We start from the raw sequence: 18,530 nt of genomic DNA, 5'->3' as shown, positions 1-18,530 counted from the left end.
CCATGAAAAGATATATTACTCTTATTCTTGCCCTGCTGCTGACAGTCAGCATGCAGGCTCAGAAACGCATCTCACGTGAATATAATAATGTGTCGCTCTCCGATGCTTTGAACCAACTCGCAGAGCAACAGACAGGCTACACCATCTACTTCCTCTATAACGAACTGGAGGACTTCCGTATCACAACAACTGTAAAAAATAAGCACCTGCCTGAAGCCATACAGCAGATGATAGGCTTTTATCCCATCCGTGTCACTACAAGTACCGATGAAGACGGACGGAAGATTTTCGTGGAGTGCATACAGAAAACAGAAACCCGCTATAAGGGTTCCATTATCGACGAGACAGGTCAGCCCGTTGCATACGCCAATGTTTACCTGCTTCATCCATCTGATTCAACACTTATAAGTGGTGGCGTGAGCAATGAGGCTGGTCTCTTCGTTATCCCCTGTGAAACAAACCCAGTTCTCGCCCGAATATCCTTTGTAGGTTACAAGACGGTATATAAACTATGTCGCAACACTGAACTCGGAACAATACGCATTCAGCCTGAGACGCAAACTTTGAAAGGAGTTACTGTTAAAGGAGAGAGACCTCTTTTCCGAATGAGCGATGATGCTTTTGTCACCCTTGTTGAAGGTAGTTTCCTTTCGAAAATAGGCACAGGCAACGATGTTCTTGCCCACGTTCCTGGTGTTATTCGCAATGGCAACAGCATTGAGGTCATAGGCCGTGGCACTCCGCTCATCTACATCAACGGACGGCAGATGCGCAACCAGAATGAACTCGACCAACTGAGCAGTGACCAAATCAAGGATGTGGAGGTGGTGATGATGCCTGGTGCCAAATACGACGCAACCGTCAAAGCCGTCATCCGTATCAAAACCATCCGACCCGTCGGCGAAGGATTCAGTTTCAATAGTCGCACGGTGGCGGGCGTGAACCACTACGTCTATGGCTTGGAGGAACTAAACCTGAACTATCGCACGGGCGGACTTGACATCTTCGGTATGGCCGAATACGAGAACAGCCGCAGCCGTCAGACCAACGACAGCCGACAGGACACCTACCTGCAGAGCCACTATCAGCAGAACAGCCTGATGCATTACTATAATAAGAATCAGATATTGGCTGGAAAACTCGGATTCAACTACATGCTGAACGATAAACATTCCGTCGGCATGACATACACCGTGACCTCGCGCCCCAATAGTCAGACGAGCGACTACTTCACGGCCATGCTCATAGACAAGCAGACTGACGACCAGATTACAGGTCGAGGCAAGGTGGACGGCGATGACATCCAGCACATCGTCAGCGGCTACTATGCTGGGCAGACGGGCAAATGGTCGCTCGATGCCAACGCTGACGTGCTGTGGCAGAAGCAGAACTCCGACAACCTGACCTTTGAGGATGCCACGCACGGCGACGACCGCACTGTGACCACCCGCAACGACGTGAAGAACCGCCTCTATGCAGCCAAGTTCGTGGCTGGTCATCCGCTCTGGAAAGGTAATATGGAGATAGGTGCCGAGGGAAGTTACGTTCACCGTACCGACGTGTTCGGAAACGTAGAAAACATCATTGACGCCAGCGACACGAAAATTGAGGAAAACAGCACGGCGGCCTTCGTTCAACTGATGCAGCGCCTGAACAAACTGACGCTCATTGCCGGACTACGCTACGAATATCTTGACAGCCGTTACTATGAGAGCGGCGTGAAGATGGGTGACGAAAGCCGTACCTACAGCGACCTCTTTCCCTCGTTAATGATGATGTATCCCATGAAGAACGTGCGTACCAGGCTCTCGTATTCACGCAACATCAACCGCCCGGCATTCAGCCAACTCAGCGGCAACGTCAAGTACATCAACCGATACACCTACGAGAGCGGCAACCCCTACTTGAAGCCGTCGTACCGCGACAACCTCTCGCTGGCACTCAACTACAAGTGGCTGACGGGAATGATTGACTATGCTCGCGTCCACGACTACATTATCACCTCCTATTCATCCTATAAGGACGACCCGACCATTGCCCTGCTCCGTAAAGACAATACCCGTGGTTACGATAACCTTTCCCTGATGGTATCGGCTGCGCCCACCTTCGGCAAGTATCACCCGCAGTTGATGGTTGCCACGCAGATACAGAACCTCGAAGTGCAGTACCGTGGCGAGACCAAGAAGATGAACAGTCCGATGACTATCATTCGCTTCAACAACGCCGTCAATCTGCCCTTTGACTCATGGCTCAATGCCGATTTCTCGTGGCGTTCGGCTGGCGATGCCGAGAACATACACCTTGCTCAGTCGTGGCAGTTTGATATCAGCCTCTACAAAGCCTTCTGGAATGATCGTCTCACCCTAAAACTGGCCTGCAAAGACCTCTTCGGCAGCATCCGCCAGAAAGCAACCATCTATAGTGACATTCGCGAAATCTATCTTGACAAGCGCCTCGACACCCGCAACCTCGAACTCACTGTGCGCTATAACTTCAACCCAGCCAAGAGTAAGTATCGCGGAAAAGGTGCTGCTAACGATGTAAAGAGTCGCTTCTAATATGAACCTATTCATCATTACATAGATTTGAGTTGGCCCGTGGTGGGCATTTGCGAAAATGCTCGTCAGCCCCTTTTGTCCTACATCCCCGGCATCGATGAGGACGAGTCCACAGCCGCGGTTGCATATTACGAGCCAGCCAATTATCTTTGTTGGCTGGCTCGTTTTATATTAAGTCTACATGTGGAATCCACGGCTTCGGTTTTGCTGTCGTTCTTCTTTCATATCCTGATCTATATCAGAGAGTTGCCCCTTCCACACGCACGCTTTCATCCGCTTTTAGAAAGGGGAGTGAGGCATTGTAGACAGTACCTGCGGCTTCCTCCTTATCGGTGTGGCTTCTTTCAAATGATGACAGAAGAGATTGAAAAGCAGATTCCCAAATTCTTACTCCGGATCAACTGGATACAGTTTTAAAGCAGTGTATTACTTCAAGTGTCGCACGTGTAAATCTGATTTTGGGAGTAGATAATTTGACTAGGATTCAGACAGAAAAGTATGTTGAAATTCTGAACAAGTATAACTATCAGTATTTTGTACATTGCTATGTGGAAGACTGTACATTGTTGGTAGATTATTTTGAGCATCAGAATACCTTCAATCTTAGTTTTTTTCTATATATTGACAAATACACAAATAATAGCTGCTTAGCAAATGTCATAACATTGTTGGAGAATAAGCGTTATGAGTTTAAACTAATTAAACTTGTAAGAGACGAAAAAGACTTGACATCAATCAAAGAAACTAAATTAAATATATTATTGGTTCCTGTATGGACTGGAGCAAATAACATTTTCTTCAAAGAAAATGTTATGTTGAATAAAAATGATATTTACACATTAAATCCAAGTTTAGAAGAATTGTTCAGAAACCAGAAATTGAATTCAAACTTTTTTTGTATTTTTGACATTCTTAATACGGGTGATGTCCTTCCGCATGGTTCTATAAAAAAAATGGGGAATATTGCAGATACTCATCTTGCTGATTTGGTCAGTGCTGAGCTGAAAGGCAATAACACATGGAGATTAACTCGAAATTTAACGAAGAAGTGTGGTTCATGTATTTATCGGTATCTTTGTCCTCCAATATCGACCTTTGAAATTCAGTCGGAGGATTTTGGGGGATGTTGTGTAGATATTTAGTTTAAAAGAAGCAATAAATTATGAAAAAAAACTTGTTAGTTATTCTGGTCATGTTGATAAGTTTGACCTTTAGAATGGAAGCCAAGGTTATTGATGGTGGAACTGTGCTGGTGAAAACAGATACTCTTTTTAGTCATCCAATAATTTTGAAAGGTACTAAATTGTCCTTTGCAATTAAGAACTTGAAACGTATCTATAGTATGCAAGTAAAAGGAGAACAACTTTTTCTTACTTTTGAAAGGAAGGAAGATTGGGGACCGGAATATATGGTCAGTTACCAAATAAACAGAAATGGAAAACAACTTAGATATGAAACTGAATATGGGAAGCATGGTAAAAATACTTATGACTTTTGTAATCCTGTAATGTTTCTTGGCGCAAACGATACCCTCTGTGTTGCCGAAAGATCATTTGGCGATATATTCAAAGTTATAGATAAAGGTAGATTAGTACGTGCAAGAGATTATGTGGTGGGCATGAATGCCAAAGTTCCTTATGCAATTGTTTTGGAGGCAAAAGATGTTGCTTATGCGGCTCCTCATAAGTATTACTTTTTAGGTCATCAGCCAGAAAATGGATCTAACTGCATACTTTATGCTGACAACACAACTGGTACATTAACCATAAAAGATGTAATAAAGCCAATCTTTGACAAGCGCTATCCGCAATGGATAGCAAATCATGGAATATTTAATTATAGTAAAAAGTACAAGACAGGAGTATTTGCTTTTGATGTTTGCCCAGGTATAGATTTCTATTCCATGAACGATAGTAATGTTGTCAAGAAGACAATTAAGTTGGACAAACCCATATTCAAAACCTCATTGCTTACACAAGGTGACTTTTATAACAAAAATGTGAACTACTTCGTGTCGCTCTCTCAATCAGATGATTATGTTTATGCGGCTTATCGTGGGACCAAATATGATGATATGCTTAAATTGGATCGACAGAACAAGGCTAAGACAAGAATCATTAAGTTCGACTGGTTAGGCAATATAAAGCAGGTGTATCAGATTAACGACATGATAGATATTATTTCTGTTGATAAAGTCTCTAATACTTTGATAGGCTGTGATGGTAGACAGATCTTTCTGTATAATCTTTAAATCATCACTTTGGAAATAAATATAGATTCGATGAATGGACAAAATAGCATTATATACTCAGCATGATTCTTACGATTGTGGTCCTTCCTGCCTAAAGATGATAGCACAGTATTATGGAAAGGATTTTGATATAGATTATTTGCGTCAGCATTGTTGTATAACCAATAAAGGGGTGTCACTCTTTGGAATGGGTGAGGCTGCTGAGTGTATTGGACTGCATGCTGTTGGATTGAAAATACCAACTGAGATACTTTTGAAAAAAATCAATTTACCTTGTGTTATTTATTGGAATAATAATCATTTATGCATTTCTTTGATTGATAAGTTTTAGGTATGTATTCACGTGAGCTTACGCGGTCAACGATGTAAGTTCACGTGTTTGTTTCTATAGAATGGATTCCATATTTTTACATCATAGATGATTCTCTCGAAGGCCTTTCTGTAATCGGATGGGTAATATAAGGTAAGAATATAGAATAGATGATGTTTATATACATAATGTGAGTAATAGTCATACCCCTCCATGTCGGCAAGCATACCCTGTTTGATGAAGTTATGCTTACGGCTTGTTATTACACTTTCGGGAACGACTTTGCATTCCATTACCAAGTTGATGTTGTGCGCATGATAGCCGAATTGTACGTGACCAATGCCATAATCCTTCATGTCCTCCTTTTCAAAAAATGAAGGATAATGGACATGATATCCAAAGTCTGGGTCGGTATATGATAGGTGTTGCATACCGATGAGCGCTTGTCGGAATTTCTCTTGATCGCTGCGTTTGTCTGTAGATGATGTCATCGTTGCCACGACCATGACCACAAGATATAAGATGAAGCAGAAAAATATCTTTCTCATTTCAGAATACCGGTTTGTGTATCTTTGTTGTGGAGCTTTCTATTGATATCATGATATTGTTTTCCTCGGTTCAACTTCCAACTGAAACCAATGGAGATCATGTTGCCATAGTCTCGTCCATGGTATTCCATCTGCTTATGTATCAGTACATTCTCCAGTCCACCCCGATTTAAGCGAGGGTTCACCTCAAAAGGATGCTGCCAATATAAGGAAATATCGCAAAGTCCCAGATGATAGCTGCATGAGATATAGGATGCATCATCCTGATGATTCCATGTCTCGCCTTCCATAAACTTATATCCGTTTGTCGCATAAGCTGTAATGGTCCATCGCCCGAGATATGCCTGTATATTTCCCTCTATCTGGTAGCTCGTTAAAGTATGTGTGTAGTTCTCGCCATTGTTGATAAACCTGTATGCGCTGGCAATAATGCTCATATTCAGTTTTTGCGGAATTATCGACCATCGAATACAATCCATTGCATACCACATCTTGATACCGGGCTGATTTCGTTGCATATATAGAAATTGGTCATCGTCTGTACGACTGTAGCTTGCCATATTACAGTCGGGTATAATTCGTAAAGCCGTCATGAATAGGTTGTCGAATCGAGAACTCCTGTATGATAGGTTAACAGAATGTTCGAAGTTGCCGTTGGGCTGGATGTCAGGGTTCCCTACAGTCCATTCCATCGAGTTGGTACGTATACGAGTGTCGCTGATCATGGCTACTTGCGAGATATGTTGAGATACCTCAAAACTATAACGAATGTTCCAAAGGTCAGAGATAGAATGAGCCAATGTAATTTTAGGGCGGAATAACCAGAAGTTAAATCTATTTTCTCCTTGATGATAATGCTCATTACTAAGACCCATTCCAGCCGAATAATTAAATCCCGACCAGCGACCTTTTACTTCTCCGAAAAGATATAAACTCCGGTTGTGCATATTATTGTTGGAATTCACGTCCCCGTGATATACGTTGTCTGTATATTTTGTCTTGTGTAGAAATCCCATTGAGAGCGTGAAAGGTTTTAGGCGATTCTCGTATATTGCTTCTGTGGTGAGCGAGTATGTCCTGCCCTTTACCGAATAAACATAGTCAGTTCCCTCGTTATTGGAGTTCCACATCCTGGTGTGTATCGCAGTACCGGTCATGTTGGCCGTAACAGACTGATGATTGCCTAACCGGTGGTAAAAGTATAAATCGAGTGTGGGAGATGAACTCTTAGACTTTTCGCCCTGTGTTGTCAGGACAGCATCGTGATTTGTTTCGTTGAACCAACGAGTGGTATAGTCACCGGGAGTATGGCTGAGATGCGTGGATAGGGTAGCTTGAAAGGTATAAAAGGTTGGATCTACTAGATTGTATTTCAGTTCGATCATATTGCTGAAATTTCTTTTCCTGTTGTCGATATCTTCTCGCTCGATCAAATGGTGCGTGCCGTCTTTCAGCAGATAATCAGTCAACTCCTTATAACGGTCACCTCTAAAGTCCTGATAGTTGAAGTCATAGGTAATGGCCCATTCAGAATTGCCATGATTCCATTTCGCAAAAGCCATATCTTCACCATTCCATGTGCTGACGGTATTCATAAGGTCAACTCCCAACGTATATCCATCCTCGTCTTTCCGTGTCTTGATGTTGATGACATAGGCAATGTCTTTACCGTATCTTACTCCAGGATTGTCGATGAAGTCGATAGACTTGATGACCTTAGGATTCAGGGATAGTAAGTCTTCTTTGCTGCAAACCGCTCCGTTAATTCGCATTTGGACACTTCCTCGGTTATCGGCGGATTTGATGGTATGCAGAACAGCGTCTATCTTGATGGCAGGTAATGAGAGCTTACTTAACAGACTGTATCCGTTGGCGGAAGATTGCTTCTCCTCTTCAGAAGGGATAATCAGTTTGCCATCGGTCTTGTCGATCGTACGTGCTGCCTTGATGGTTACTTCCTCGAGATTCACTTCTTTCTGTCCTCTTGATTCAATGGCGCAGAAAAGTGTTAATAGTAAAATAAGATAGTTTTTCATTCTTGCTTTGTTTTCCGACAAAGGTATAGAATGATAGGAAACAAGGCGAAAAAACAAACTGACATTTGCCTGACATTTCTTGATGACTATCCGACAAATGTCCGTATGTGGTTGATATTTAGAATCTTATCTTCTGATGCGTAACTGGTAGTCTTTACCACGCTCTGATACAATCTCTAGGTTACCGTTTTTTTCAACGATAGGCTTTAATCGGCGTATCAACGTATAGAGGGTTTCGCTGGCATCAGGTTTCTTAGGCCATAAGGTGGTACAAATCTCATGCTTGGAAATCTTATGGTTGGCAGCGGTAAAGAACATTCGCATCAGTTGCATCTGCATAGGCGTCAACTTAATAGAATGGTGGTTCAGATCGTAAAAAGAACAGTCGGTGGTGTTCATCATCAGTCCACCCAAAATCAGCATACCTTTATGATGATTCTTGAAGTAGTAAAAAGAGCCGATAGCCCATAGTAAGGTGAAGAAAGAGAGAATACTGCTCATCGATTGGTCCGACATCGAGAATATAGAAGCCGCAGAACAGTTCGCATAACTTTGAAATTCTATGTCTTGATGGTTCTTTTGCCATTTCATCTTTTTACTGCATAACCCCTCTTGCCGGTCATTCATGGCATAATAGACGAAAGAACAATCTTTGAGCTCGTTTAGTTTCAGGTGACTCCGATAATCTTGAATCGTGTCCGGAGTAATCCAACTAGAACTTTTCTCCGCAAGCGTCTGAGCTAATGCCTGATTCATATCATCGATGATGCGCTGTCGGGTGTGACTATAACTACTGTAGCTTGCCCAAACAGAGCAACATGTCATAAAGATAAATATGAGTATAGCATGTAATGGTTTTAGTTTCATAGTCGTATGGTATTATTTATTTCGACACCTTGTCCATTCTGTCTTTTAACTTCTTGTCTTGTTTCTCAGCCATTGCATTGGCTTTTGCGTTCGCTGTCAAAGCATTCTGCTGGCGGTGGAAACTGTAGATCTTTCCTTCATGATTTCGGATGACAAGTGAATCATTCTGCATATAAACCAAATCAAACGTGTCACGAACCGTAGTCTTGTTAATCCACTTATCAAGATATTTATGCTGTCCTTTTACGAGGATGATGCGGCCATTGTAGGCATGCCATTCCGTGAAGAAAGGAACAGCAGGATATTCAACAGGACTGTCATCTTCTACATCATTCGTTTGATTAACGAATCCCACCGGTTTGGCCACACTCATGCGCTGAAGAGTGAATCCATACTGTCGAGGAATCATATAAGTCTTTATAATAGAATCAGGCATATTCACAAGAATACGTTCCTGTTGGCGTTTCGTGAGATGAGAAACATCACGTAGATGTGGCATTACAGGATAAGTCCATGTACCTTTGATCTCATCAAGGTCGATAATCGAATAAGCTTTGTGAGGGTCATCGTGACAAGGCATGATGCAAATCCAGTCACCTGTATCCGGACTGCCATATATTCTATTCTCCTTAATGGCCGAGAATATATTATAAGTGACAGGGTCACCACCCGTAAAAGGCAAAATAGAAATCAAAGAGTCTGCAGACGAAGGACATACCAATCCGTAGATGGCAGAGTCCCCCTCGGCTTTGGTATTTAAACTAATAGGTATCTGTATATCAGTAGAAGATAAAGGTTTTGTACTTTGTCTGCAACTTGTTACCAGTAAGGTGATAAGTATTAAGACTGATATAGATTTGATTTTCATATTTGTGCGCATCAGTTTTATTTTGACCACAAAGATAATGTAATATTTGTAAAAAATGGTGCGTTTAGGTCGATATTTGGAATTTTTTATCTATTTTTGCACGTTGATTGAACTAGGATAAAATATAAAATCAAAATAATGGGAAAGAAAATTCAATTCAGTCTCGTTTACAGAGATATGTGGCAGAGTTCTGGTAAATTCCAGCCTCGCAAAGACCAGTTGGAGCGTATCGCTCCAGTCATTATTGATATGGGATGTTTCTCTCGTGTAGAGACTAATGGTGGTGCATTTGAGCAGGTTCAACTCCTTGCTGGCGAGAATCCAAATGAAGCTGTTCGTGCTTTCTGTAAGCCATTCAATGAGGCTGGTATCAAGACTCATATGCTTGATCGTGGTCTGAACGCATTGCGTATGTATCCAGTTCCTGACGACGTGCGCGCTTTAATGTATAAGGTAAAGCATGCTCAGGGTGTAGATATTCCTCGTATCTTTGACGGATTGAATGATATCCGTAACATTGCCCCTTCTATCAAGTGGGCTAAGGAGGCTGGTATGACACCACAGGGTACATTGTGTATCACCACTTCTCCTGTTCATACATTGGAGTATTATAGTGAATTAGCAGATAAGGAAATCGAAGCTGGTGCTGAGGAAATCTGTTTGAAAGATATGGCTGGTATTGGCCAGCCTGCATTCTTGGGCAAACTCACCAAGATGATCAAGGATAAGCATCCTGAGATTATTATCGAATATCATGGTCATTCTGGTCCAGGTCTTTCTATGGCTTCTATCTTGGAAGTTTGTAAGAATGGTGCAGACATCATCGATACAGCTATCGAACCATTGTCATGGGGTAAGGTTCATCCAGACGTAATCTCTGTTCAGAGCATGTTGAAGCATGCCGGCTTCGAGGTTCCGGAGATCAATATGGACGCCTATATGAAGGCTCGTGCCCTTACACAGGAATTCATCGATGAGTGGTTAGGCTACTTCATTAACCCAGGTAATAAGATGATGAGCTCATTGCTCCTCGGCTGTGGTCTTCCTGGTGGTATGATGGGTTCTATGATGTCAGACCTTGGCGGTATCCGTGGTACGATCAATAACCTTCGTAAGAAGAAGGGTGAGCCAGAGTTGAGCGTTGACGATATGCTCGTGAAACTGTTCAACGAGGTTGCTTATGTATGGCCACGTGTTGGTTATCCTCCATTGGTAACCCCATTCTCTCAGTATGTTAAGAATATCTCATTGATGAACCTCCTCTCATTGGAGCAAGGTAAGGGTCGTTATGTTTATATGGACGATTCTATGTGGGGTATGATCTTAGGTAAATCAGGTAAGGTTCCTGGTGAGTTGGCTCCGGAGATCGTAGAACTTGCAAAGGCTCAGGGACGTGAGTTTACTGATGCCGATCCTCATACATTGTTGACTCCTGCACTTGAAGATTTCAAGAAGGAAATGGACGAGAATGGCTGGGATTACGGTCAGGACAATGAAGAACTTTGGGAACTTGCAATGCATCCAGAGCAGTATCGTAACTATAAGAGCGGTCAGGCTAAGAAGAATATGTTGGCAGACTTGCAAAAGGCTAAAGATGCTAAGTTGGGTGCTAAGGTCAGCGTAGAAGAGGCTATCGCATTCAAGCATGCCAAGGCAGATGCTATTGTAGCTCCTGTAAAGGGTCAGATCTTCTGGGAATTCCAGGGCGAAGGTGAAGCTGCACCTGCAGTAGAGCCATTCATCGGTAAGGAATATAAAGAAGGTGAAGCATTCTGTTATATCTGCACTTCTTGGGGTGAGTTCGAGATGATTCCAGCTGCAATGGGTGGACAACTTGTTGAAATCAACGCTCATCAAGGCGCTAAGGTTCGCAAGGGTGATGTCATCGCGTATATCCAGAGAAAAGAAGATTAATGAATTATCTAGAAATTATTGGTAAATACTATGAGAATGAGAGTGCAGAATTGCGCTCCATTCTTATCACTCACAGCACGCTTGTAATGAAGCGTGCTGTAAGTATTTGTAATCGTCATCCTGAATTGCACATGGATAAGACCTTTATCGAGGAGGCTGCGATGCTTCATGATATTGGCATATGTCGTTGTGATGCTTCGGGAATTCAATGTTTTGGCGATCAACCCTATATCTGTCATGGACGAATAGGTGCCGAAATGTTAAGAAAGGAGGGATATCCTCGCCATGCACGTGTGTGTGAACGTCATACCGGTGTAGGAATTACAAAGGATGAAATCATCCTGCAAAATCTTCCTTTACCTCATCAAGATTTTCTTCCAGAGACATTAGAAGAGAAGGTTATCTGTTATGCTGACAAGTTTTATAGCAAAACGCATCCGGAAAGGGAGAAAACAATGGAACAAGCTTTGAAGAGTCTGGAGAAATTCGGACAAGGAGGACTGGTAAGGTTCAAGGAATGGGCCCAAATGTTCGAGTAAACATAAAATTGAATGTATCCTAAATGAAAAGAAATACAATCATAGCACTGCTGTTATTGGTCGTCATCTTCATGATGGCTAGTGAGCGTATGCCTATTTTAAATAAAAAGAAGGCTGTTCAGGCTGATACAACGGCTGTCACTGATACCACAAAGCTCGATTCTATAGGGCTTGCTATTTATCACCATAATAAGCAGGTGGATGATTCTATTCGTTTAGACTCTATAAATAAGAAAAAATCAGGCAGTATAGAAGCTCCTATCAATTATCAGGGCGAAGATTCGCTGGTATATCATGCCGACAGTAAAACTGCTTATCTTTATGGATCAAGTAATGTAAAGTACCAAAATTACGATCTTACAAGTGATCAGATTAATATGAACATGGATGATGCGATTATTCATGCACATGGTACTACAGATTCTACAGCAGAAGGCGGTGTGAAGAATAAACCTGTTTTTAAGATGGGTTCTGATGAGTATAAGACCGATACGATTGCCTTTAATTATAAATCAAAGCGCGCTTATATAGATAATGTGTATACAGAGCAACAGGAAGGTTTCCTGACTGGTGAACATTCTAAGCGCGATTCTAGTGGTGTTGTTTATCTGGAACATGGTCGATATACGACTTGTGATGAACCACATCCTGATTTCTATATTTCTTTGTCACGTGCAAGAGTTCGTCCGGGTAAGGATGTAGTCTTTGGCCCTGCTTATCTTGTTGTAGCCGATGTGCCACTTCCTATAGCAGTACCTTATGGCTTTTTCCCATTTACCAAGAGCTACTCGTCTGGTTTTATCATGCCTACTTATGGTGATGAGACCAGTCGAGGATTCTATTTGCGTGATGGTGGATATTATTTCGCGATGAGCGATAAATGGGACTTGAAACTGCTTGGTGAAATTTATACCAAGGGCTCATGGGGTATTAGTGCAGCAAGTAACTATCGTAAGCGTTATCGTTATAGTGGTAGTTTCTTCTTCAGTTATCAAGATACGAAGACGGGAGATAAAGGTATGCCGGATTTCGCAGAACAAGAGAGTTTCAAGGTACAGTGGAGCCATCGACAGGATAGCAAAGCAAATCCTTATAGCAGTTTGAGTGCTAGTGTGAATTTTGCAACTTCAAGTTATGAGCGTAACAATCTCACCAGTCTTTATAATCCACAGGCTTTGACACAGAGTACTCGAACATCTTCAATAAGTTGGAGTACAACATTCTCAAGTATAGGTTTGAGTTTGAGTTCTACAGCCAATTTGAGTCAGAATATGCGCGACTCTACGATTGCGATGACCTTACCGGATTTGAATATTAGTTTGGCTCGTTTCTATCCTTTCCGCCGTAAGCATATGGTAGGTAAAGAGCGTTGGTACGAGAAAATTGCAATGAGCTATACTGGTCAGATAAGCAATTCTATCAATACACATGAGGATAAATTGTTGCATTCTAATCTGATTCGTGATTGGCGAAATGGATGGCAGCATAATATTCCGGTGAGTGCAAGTTTCACCTTATTTAAATACATCAATGTAAATCCAAGTTTCAATTTCACCGATCGTATGTACACGAGCAAAGTGAATCGTTCTTGGGATGAACACACACAGACAGAGGTGGCTGATACGACTTATGGCTTCCATAATATATATAATTGGAACTTTAGTGTTGGAGCTTCTACCAAACTTTATGGATTTTGGACACCAAGTAGGAAGATCTTTGGTGATAAGATACAAACCATTCGTCACGTGTTGACACCGCAGGTTAGCTTTAGTTTCGCGCCAGACTTTGGAGCTTCACGTTATGGTTATTATGAAACTTATCAGAAAACAGATGCTAATGGTAATGTGTCATTAGTAGAATATTCACCTTTCCAGAATTCCCTGTATGGTGTACCTGGTAGAGGAAAGACCGGAAGTGTATCCTTTAGTCTCGGGAATAACCTTGAGATGAAGGTAAAGAGTGATAAGGATTCTACGGGATTTAAAAAGATCAGTCTGATAGATGAGTTAGGATTGAATATGAGTTATAACATGGCAGCGAAGACTCGTCCATGGAGTGACTTGAGTATGAATATCCGACTGAAATGGTGGAAGAACTATACATTCAATATGAATGCCGTCTTTGCCTCTTATGCTTATGATCTTGATGAAAACGGAAGACCGTATGTTGGTACACATACATACTGGGGAATGGGTAAGTTTGGTCGTTTCCAGGGTATGAGTCAGAATATCTCATATACTTTGACTCCGGAAAAGATAAAGAAGTTCTTTTCTGGTGAAAGCGACGATAAGGCAGACAGCAAGAACAATAAGGATGATGACGAAGGAATAGATACCGATCGTGAGAGCAATGTTGATGACGAAATGGTTAACGCTCAGCACGGAGCAAAGAAGAGTAGTAAAGCTCAGACCGATGATGATGGATACATGGCCTTCTCTATGCCTTGGTCGTTAACGTTCGGTTATGGTATCACGATGCGTGAAAATACGGATATCAACAAGTTTAATTATAAAACGATGCGCTATCCATATAAGTTTACACAGACTCTGAATGTCAGTGGAAATCTACGTATTAGTGATGGATGGAATATCAGTTTCTCTTCAGGTTATGATTTTGATTTTCATAAGGTAAGTATGACAACGGCCAGTTTACAGCGTGACTTACACTGTTTTAACATGAGTTGTCAAGTAGTACTTGCTCCATATACAAGTTATAATTTCACCTTCCGCTGTAATGCAGCAACACTTACAGATGCTTTGAAATATGACAAGCGCTCTGGCTATGGAAATGCCGTGCAGTGGTATTAATCATTAGGAGAACATACAATGGCAGAAATCCCAAACCTCGTACAAGACTTAGCTCTCATCCTCGTGGTTGCGGGCATCGTCACATTGTTATTCAAGAAGCTTAAGCAGCCATTGGTCTTGGGATATATCGTGGCAGGTTTTCTAGTGTCACCACATATGCCCTATACCATGTCTGTTATCGATAAGGCAGATGTGCAGACATGGGCAGATATTGGTGTTATATTCCTTTTATTTTCTCTAGGACTTGATTTCTCTTTCAAGAAGATTTTGAAGATGGGAATAGCTCCTGTGATAGCAGCCCTGACAATTATCTTTTGCATGATGACATTAGGTATCCTTACGGGATATCTGTTCCATTGGGGTAAGATGGATTGCATCTTCCTCGGAGGTATGCTTGCGATGTCATCAACGACAATTATCTATAAAGCTTTTGACGATTTAGATGTACGTCAGCAGCGATTTGCAGGCTTGGTGATGAGCGTCCTTATCTTGGAGGACGTCTTGGCGATCGTACTCATGGTGATGCTTTCTGCTATGGCCAGTGGAGGAAGTCCCGATGGAGAACAGATGCTGAAGAGCCTTTTCAGTATAGTCTTTTTCCTGATACTATGGTTCGTTGTAGGTTTGTTCCTGATACCCCTCTTCCTGCGTAAGACCAGAAAGTTGATGAATAATGAGACACTTGTTGTTGTCTCTTTAGGCTTATGCTGTTTGATGGCAGTCGTATCCACAAAGGTAGGATTCAGTTCCGCCTTTGGCGCTTTCATTATGGGAAGCATTCTAGCAGAGACTATCGAAGCAGAAAAGATCATCCGATTAGTAGAACCAGTAAAGAACCTGTTTGGAGCAATATTCTTCGTTTCAGTGGGAATGTTGGTAGATCCGGATATTTTGGTAGACTATGCATTACCAATCATCTCTTTGGTATTGGTTATCATCATAGGTCAGAGCGTTTTCGGAACATCCGGTTTCCTACTGAGCGGACAACCACTGAAGACAGCGATGAAATGTGGATTCTCCATGTCACAGATTGGTGAATTTGCATTTATCATAGCCTCTCTAGGACTTTCACTTGGCGTGATTGGTAAATTTCTATACCCTGTTGTTGTAGCAGTATCTGTTATCACCACCTTCCTGACACCTTATATGATTCGTTTTGCAGAACCCTGTTACCTACGACTAGAGAAGTCTTTGCCAAAGAAATGGATTCGTCGACTGAATCATTTAGAGATGAGCGATAAACAAGGTACAGCCAAAGAACGTGGAAATTGGAATAAACTGCTTAGTGCCATGGCATGGAATGTTATTATATGTAGCATCTTATCAGTTGCCGGAATCTTCCTGATGCTGACATTCTTCTTGCCTTTCAGTCGTAGTATGTTAGGACATTGGCCAGGGAATGCATTATGTGGTATTCTCACGGTCCTGCTTATCGCTCCGGCATTAAGAGCCATGGTCATCAAGAAAAACCATAGTGAAGAGTTCAAGGCCCTTTGGACCGAGAATAGATATTTTCGTTTACCATTGCTGTTCACCATTGTTGTGAGACTCATCATCGCATCAATGTTCGTGTTCTATATATGCAATTATCTTACAAGGTTTAGCAATGCCCTAATGATGACAATAGCATTATTGGTTATTGCCGTTATGATCATGTCGCGTGGACTAAAGAAGAGAAGTATCAGTTTGGAGCGTACCTTCATCTTAAATCTTCGTTCCCGGGATATAGATGCACAAGTGAAGGGTAGAAAGAAACCGCTCTTTGTAGGTCGCCTGTTAGATAGAGATTTGCATATTGGTAATCTGGAGATACCGGAAGATTCCAATTGGGCAGGTAAAAGTTTGCGAGAATTACAATTAAGAAAACTCTTCGGAGTGCACGTAAGTAGTATCCTTCGAGGCAGACAACGTATCAATATTCCCAATGGTCATACAATACTTTTCCCTGGTGACCGTATAGAAGCCATTGGCGACGACGAACAACTGAGTAAGTTGGACAACGCTATAAAGACGGATTTGGTTCCTGAAGATACCGATATCGAAAAGCGGGAAATGAAATTACGCCAGATGATCATATCCGGTAATAGCGAATTCGTAGGGAAAACACTGAAAGACAGTGGCATTCGCGATAAATACAACTGTATGGTTGTAGGGGTAGAGAATGGACAAGAAAGACTTACCGCGATCAATCCTAATTGGATATTGGAAAAAGGCAATGTCCTTTGGATTGTAGGAGAAGAAGAAAATTTAAAGGCTTTGATCGGTTGATCAAAGCCTTCTTCTTATTTCGTTTTATACGAATTAGTCATTATATTCAGCAGTAAGTTCACAAATCTTGACGATAGTGCTTACAGCCTTTTCCATTACTTGGATGCTGACAAACTCATAAGGGCCATGGAAGTTTACGCCACCCGCAAAGATATTAGGGCAAGGTAAACCACGGAAACTCAACTGAGCACCATCTGTTCCACCACGGATAGGTTCTACCTTAGGTGCCACACCCGTCTCCTGCATAGCTTTCACGACAATGTCGATGACATGCATATTAGGATCAATCTTTTCCTTCATATTATAATATTGATCCTTCATATCCACAGTGACAGTACCCTCACCATACTTGTCGTTCATCTCCTTTGCAATCTTCTCGATAAAGTCCTTGCGGTCTTCGAATTTATCGCGATCATGGTCACGGATGATATATGAAAGAGTAGCCCCTTCGGTATGACTGTCAATACTCAAGAGATGATAGAATCCCTGATATCCCTCAGTCGTTTCAGGAATATCCGTATCAGGAATATGGCTATTGAACTCACAGGCCAAACGATTAGCGTTAATCATTTTACCCTTAGCATATCCAGTGTGAACAGAGACACCTTTGATATGTATTTTAGCACCAGCGGCATTGAAATTTTCATATTCTAAGTCTCCGAGGTCACCACCATCAATGGTGTAAGCCCATTCGCATCCGAATTTCTCTACATCAAAATGATGAGCACCCATACCGATTTCCTCGTCAGGGTTGAAACCAACGCGAATATCACCATGTTTAATCTCGTTATGGTCACGGAGATAGCACATAGCCTGAACGATTTCCGCAATACCAGCTTTATCGTCAGCACCAAGAAGAGTAGTACCATCAGTAACAATCAAATCCTCTCCTTTATGTGCTAAAAGTTCAGGGAATTTCTTGGTAGATGAAATGATACCAGGAGACAATTCTATATCATTACCGTCGTAGTTGCGAATGATACGTGGTTTGATATCCTTACCACTGGCATCAGGACTAGTGTCATAGTGTGAAATAAAACCGATGGTAGGTGTTTTTTTCTTAGTATTGCCTTCGAGAGTGGCATAGATGTAGCCCATCTCGTCCATCTCGACATCCTTGAGCCCTTCATCTTCAAGTTCTTTCTTTAGATACTTGGCGAACTCCAGTTGTTTCGCCGTACTCGGGACACTATCAGAGTCTTCACTCGATTGAGTGTCAAATTGTGTGTAATTAATAAACCTTTCGGTAAGATCCATATTATTATAATTATTAATGATATGTAAAGGGTGACTTCGATGGGATTCAAACCCATGACCTTCAGAACCGGAATCTGACGCTCTATTCAGCTAAGCTACGAAGCCTTGATTTATTCATGAGTGCAAATATACAGAATTTTCTTGATTCTAGCAAATCCTTATACAATATTTAATAATATGTTATTATAATCGCAGAAAGTTACAAAACAGAAAAGTTTTCTTTCATTTTGTAGAAATAACGGTAAAATCTCTTGCAGTTTAATAATTAATGTGTATCTTTGTGGCGAAAAATGATAATTAATGATAC

The 18,530-nt window shown here is 41.7% G+C and carries 13 protein-coding genes and 1 tRNA gene; 8 read left to right on the top strand and 6 right to left on the bottom strand.

All coding sequences use genetic code 11. The features are described 5' to 3' along the window. Positions 1-2 precede the first annotated feature (2 nt). The 4 genes from K333_RS0102230 (at position 3) to K333_RS0102215 (ending at position 5,140) form a co-directional block, all read left to right on the top strand. Positions 3-2,558, top strand: a complete 2,556-nt coding sequence (locus tag K333_RS0102230; protein ID WP_081657182.1) for an outer membrane beta-barrel family protein — start codon at positions 3-5, stop codon at positions 2,556-2,558. Between the two features lie 665 nt (positions 2,559-3,223). Then, positions 3,224-3,700 carry a hypothetical protein gene (locus K333_RS11740; protein WP_161624545.1) on the top strand — a complete coding sequence of 159 codons (477 nt, stop codon included), beginning with the start codon at positions 3,224-3,226 and terminating at the stop codon, positions 3,698-3,700. A 74-nt stretch (positions 3,701-3,774) separates the two neighbouring features. Further along, entirely contained in the window at positions 3,775-4,809 is a 1,035-nt protein-coding gene (locus tag K333_RS0102220; protein ID WP_024989097.1) for a hypothetical protein, read from the top strand. Between the two features lie 34 nt (positions 4,810-4,843). Beyond that, positions 4,844-5,140, top strand: coding sequence for a cysteine peptidase family C39 domain-containing protein (locus tag K333_RS0102215; protein ID WP_024989098.1), 297 nt, complete (start codon positions 4,844-4,846; stop codon positions 5,138-5,140). A 26-nt stretch (positions 5,141-5,166) separates the two neighbouring features. Here K333_RS0102215 and K333_RS11735 read toward each other — a convergent pair whose 3' ends face one another. From K333_RS11735 to K333_RS11730, 4 genes are all read right to left on the bottom strand, one after another. Further along, positions 5,167-5,667 (bottom strand): hypothetical protein, encoded by a 501-nt coding sequence (locus tag K333_RS11735; RefSeq protein ID WP_024989099.1) that lies wholly within the window; start codon positions 5,665-5,667, stop codon positions 5,167-5,169. Further along, the gene (locus K333_RS0102205) at positions 5,664-7,703 is read right to left on the bottom strand and encodes a TonB-dependent receptor (RefSeq protein ID WP_027452275.1); all 2,040 of its coding nucleotides are present in this window, start codon (positions 7,701-7,703) and stop codon (positions 5,664-5,666) included. The genes K333_RS11735 and K333_RS0102205 overlap by 4 nt, the downstream gene beginning before the upstream one ends. Positions 7,704-7,829: 126 nt before the next feature. After that, positions 7,830-8,570: a helix-turn-helix domain-containing protein gene (locus K333_RS0102200; protein ID WP_027452274.1), complete on the bottom strand. Its 741-nt coding sequence runs from the start codon at positions 8,568-8,570 to the stop codon at positions 7,830-7,832. A gap of 16 nt (positions 8,571-8,586) precedes the next feature. After that, positions 8,587-9,438: a hypothetical protein gene (locus K333_RS11730; RefSeq protein WP_036885862.1), complete on the bottom strand. Its 852-nt coding sequence runs from the start codon at positions 9,436-9,438 to the stop codon at positions 8,587-8,589. A 138-nt stretch (positions 9,439-9,576) separates the two neighbouring features. Between K333_RS11730 and K333_RS0102190 the strand changes: the two genes are divergently transcribed. The 4 genes from K333_RS0102190 to K333_RS0102175 are packed head-to-tail and all read left to right on the top strand — an operon-like array spanning position 9,577 to position 16,966. Continuing rightward, complete coding sequence (locus K333_RS0102190; RefSeq protein WP_024989102.1) at positions 9,577-11,352, top strand: oxaloacetate decarboxylase; 1,776 nt, start codon at positions 9,577-9,579, stop codon at positions 11,350-11,352. Continuing rightward, positions 11,352-11,891 (top strand): HD domain-containing protein, encoded by a 540-nt coding sequence (locus tag K333_RS0102185; protein WP_024989103.1) that lies wholly within the window; start codon positions 11,352-11,354, stop codon positions 11,889-11,891. Before K333_RS0102190 ends, K333_RS0102185 begins: the two co-directional genes overlap by 1 nt. A 23-nt stretch (positions 11,892-11,914) precedes the next feature. Next, a complete protein-coding gene (locus tag K333_RS0102180; protein ID WP_027452273.1) occupies positions 11,915-14,698 on the top strand; it encodes a putative LPS assembly protein LptD in 2,784 nt (927 codons plus the stop codon). A gap of 18 nt (positions 14,699-14,716) precedes the next feature. Then, on the top strand, positions 14,717-16,966 hold the full coding sequence (locus K333_RS0102175; protein WP_024989104.1) for a cation:proton antiporter domain-containing protein: 2,250 nt from the start codon (positions 14,717-14,719) through the stop codon (positions 16,964-16,966). A gap of 33 nt (positions 16,967-16,999) precedes the next feature. On the opposite strand, the gene pepT is transcribed toward K333_RS0102175, so the two are convergent. Together pepT and K333_RS0102165 are read right to left on the bottom strand one after the other, a co-directional pair. After that, complete coding sequence (gene pepT / locus K333_RS0102170; RefSeq protein ID WP_024989105.1) at positions 17,000-18,223, bottom strand: peptidase T; 1,224 nt, start codon at positions 18,221-18,223, stop codon at positions 17,000-17,002. Between the two features lie 31 nt (positions 18,224-18,254). Continuing rightward, positions 18,255-18,328, bottom strand: a tRNA-Arg gene (locus tag K333_RS0102165). Between the last annotated feature and the right edge of the window lie 202 nt (positions 18,329-18,530).

This window comes from Segatella albensis DSM 11370 = JCM 12258 (assembly GCF_000426565.1).
Lineage (GTDB): Bacteria > Bacteroidota > Bacteroidia > Bacteroidales > Bacteroidaceae > Prevotella > Prevotella albensis.
The sequence above is the reverse complement of the archived record's forward strand: the minus strand, read 5'-3'. Positions and strand labels throughout refer to the sequence as shown.

Bases quoted from the DNA above. Each gene is read 5' to 3' on its own strand.
- K333_RS0102230 (WP_081657182.1), top strand. From the start codon at position 3: ATGAAAAGATATATTACTCTTATTCTTGCCCTGCTGCTGACAGTCAGC.
- K333_RS0102220 (WP_024989097.1), top strand. From the start codon at position 3,775: ATGGAAGCCAAGGTTATTGATGGTGGAACTGTGCTGGTGAAAACAGAT.
- K333_RS0102215 (WP_024989098.1), top strand. From the start codon at position 4,844: ATGGACAAAATAGCATTATATACTCAGCATGATTCTTACGATTGTGGT.
- K333_RS11735 (WP_024989099.1), bottom strand. From the start codon at position 5,667: ATGAGAAAGATATTTTTCTGCTTCATCTTATATCTTGTGGTCATGGTC.
- K333_RS0102205 (WP_027452275.1), bottom strand. From the start codon at position 7,703: ATGAAAAACTATCTTATTTTACTATTAACACTTTTCTGCGCCATTGAA.
- K333_RS0102200 (WP_027452274.1), bottom strand. From the start codon at position 8,570: ATGAAACTAAAACCATTACATGCTATACTCATATTTATCTTTATGACA.
- K333_RS11730 (WP_036885862.1), bottom strand. From the start codon at position 9,438: ATGAAAATCAAATCTATATCAGTCTTAATACTTATCACCTTACTGGTA.
- K333_RS0102190 (WP_024989102.1), top strand. From the start codon at position 9,577: ATGGGAAAGAAAATTCAATTCAGTCTCGTTTACAGAGATATGTGGCAG.
- K333_RS0102185 (WP_024989103.1), top strand. From the start codon at position 11,352: ATGAATTATCTAGAAATTATTGGTAAATACTATGAGAATGAGAGTGCA.
- K333_RS0102180 (WP_027452273.1), top strand. From the start codon at position 11,915: ATGAAAAGAAATACAATCATAGCACTGCTGTTATTGGTCGTCATCTTC.
- K333_RS0102175 (WP_024989104.1), top strand. From the start codon at position 14,717: ATGGCAGAAATCCCAAACCTCGTACAAGACTTAGCTCTCATCCTCGTG.
- pepT (WP_024989105.1), bottom strand. From the start codon at position 18,223: ATGGATCTTACCGAAAGGTTTATTAATTACACACAATTTGACACTCAA.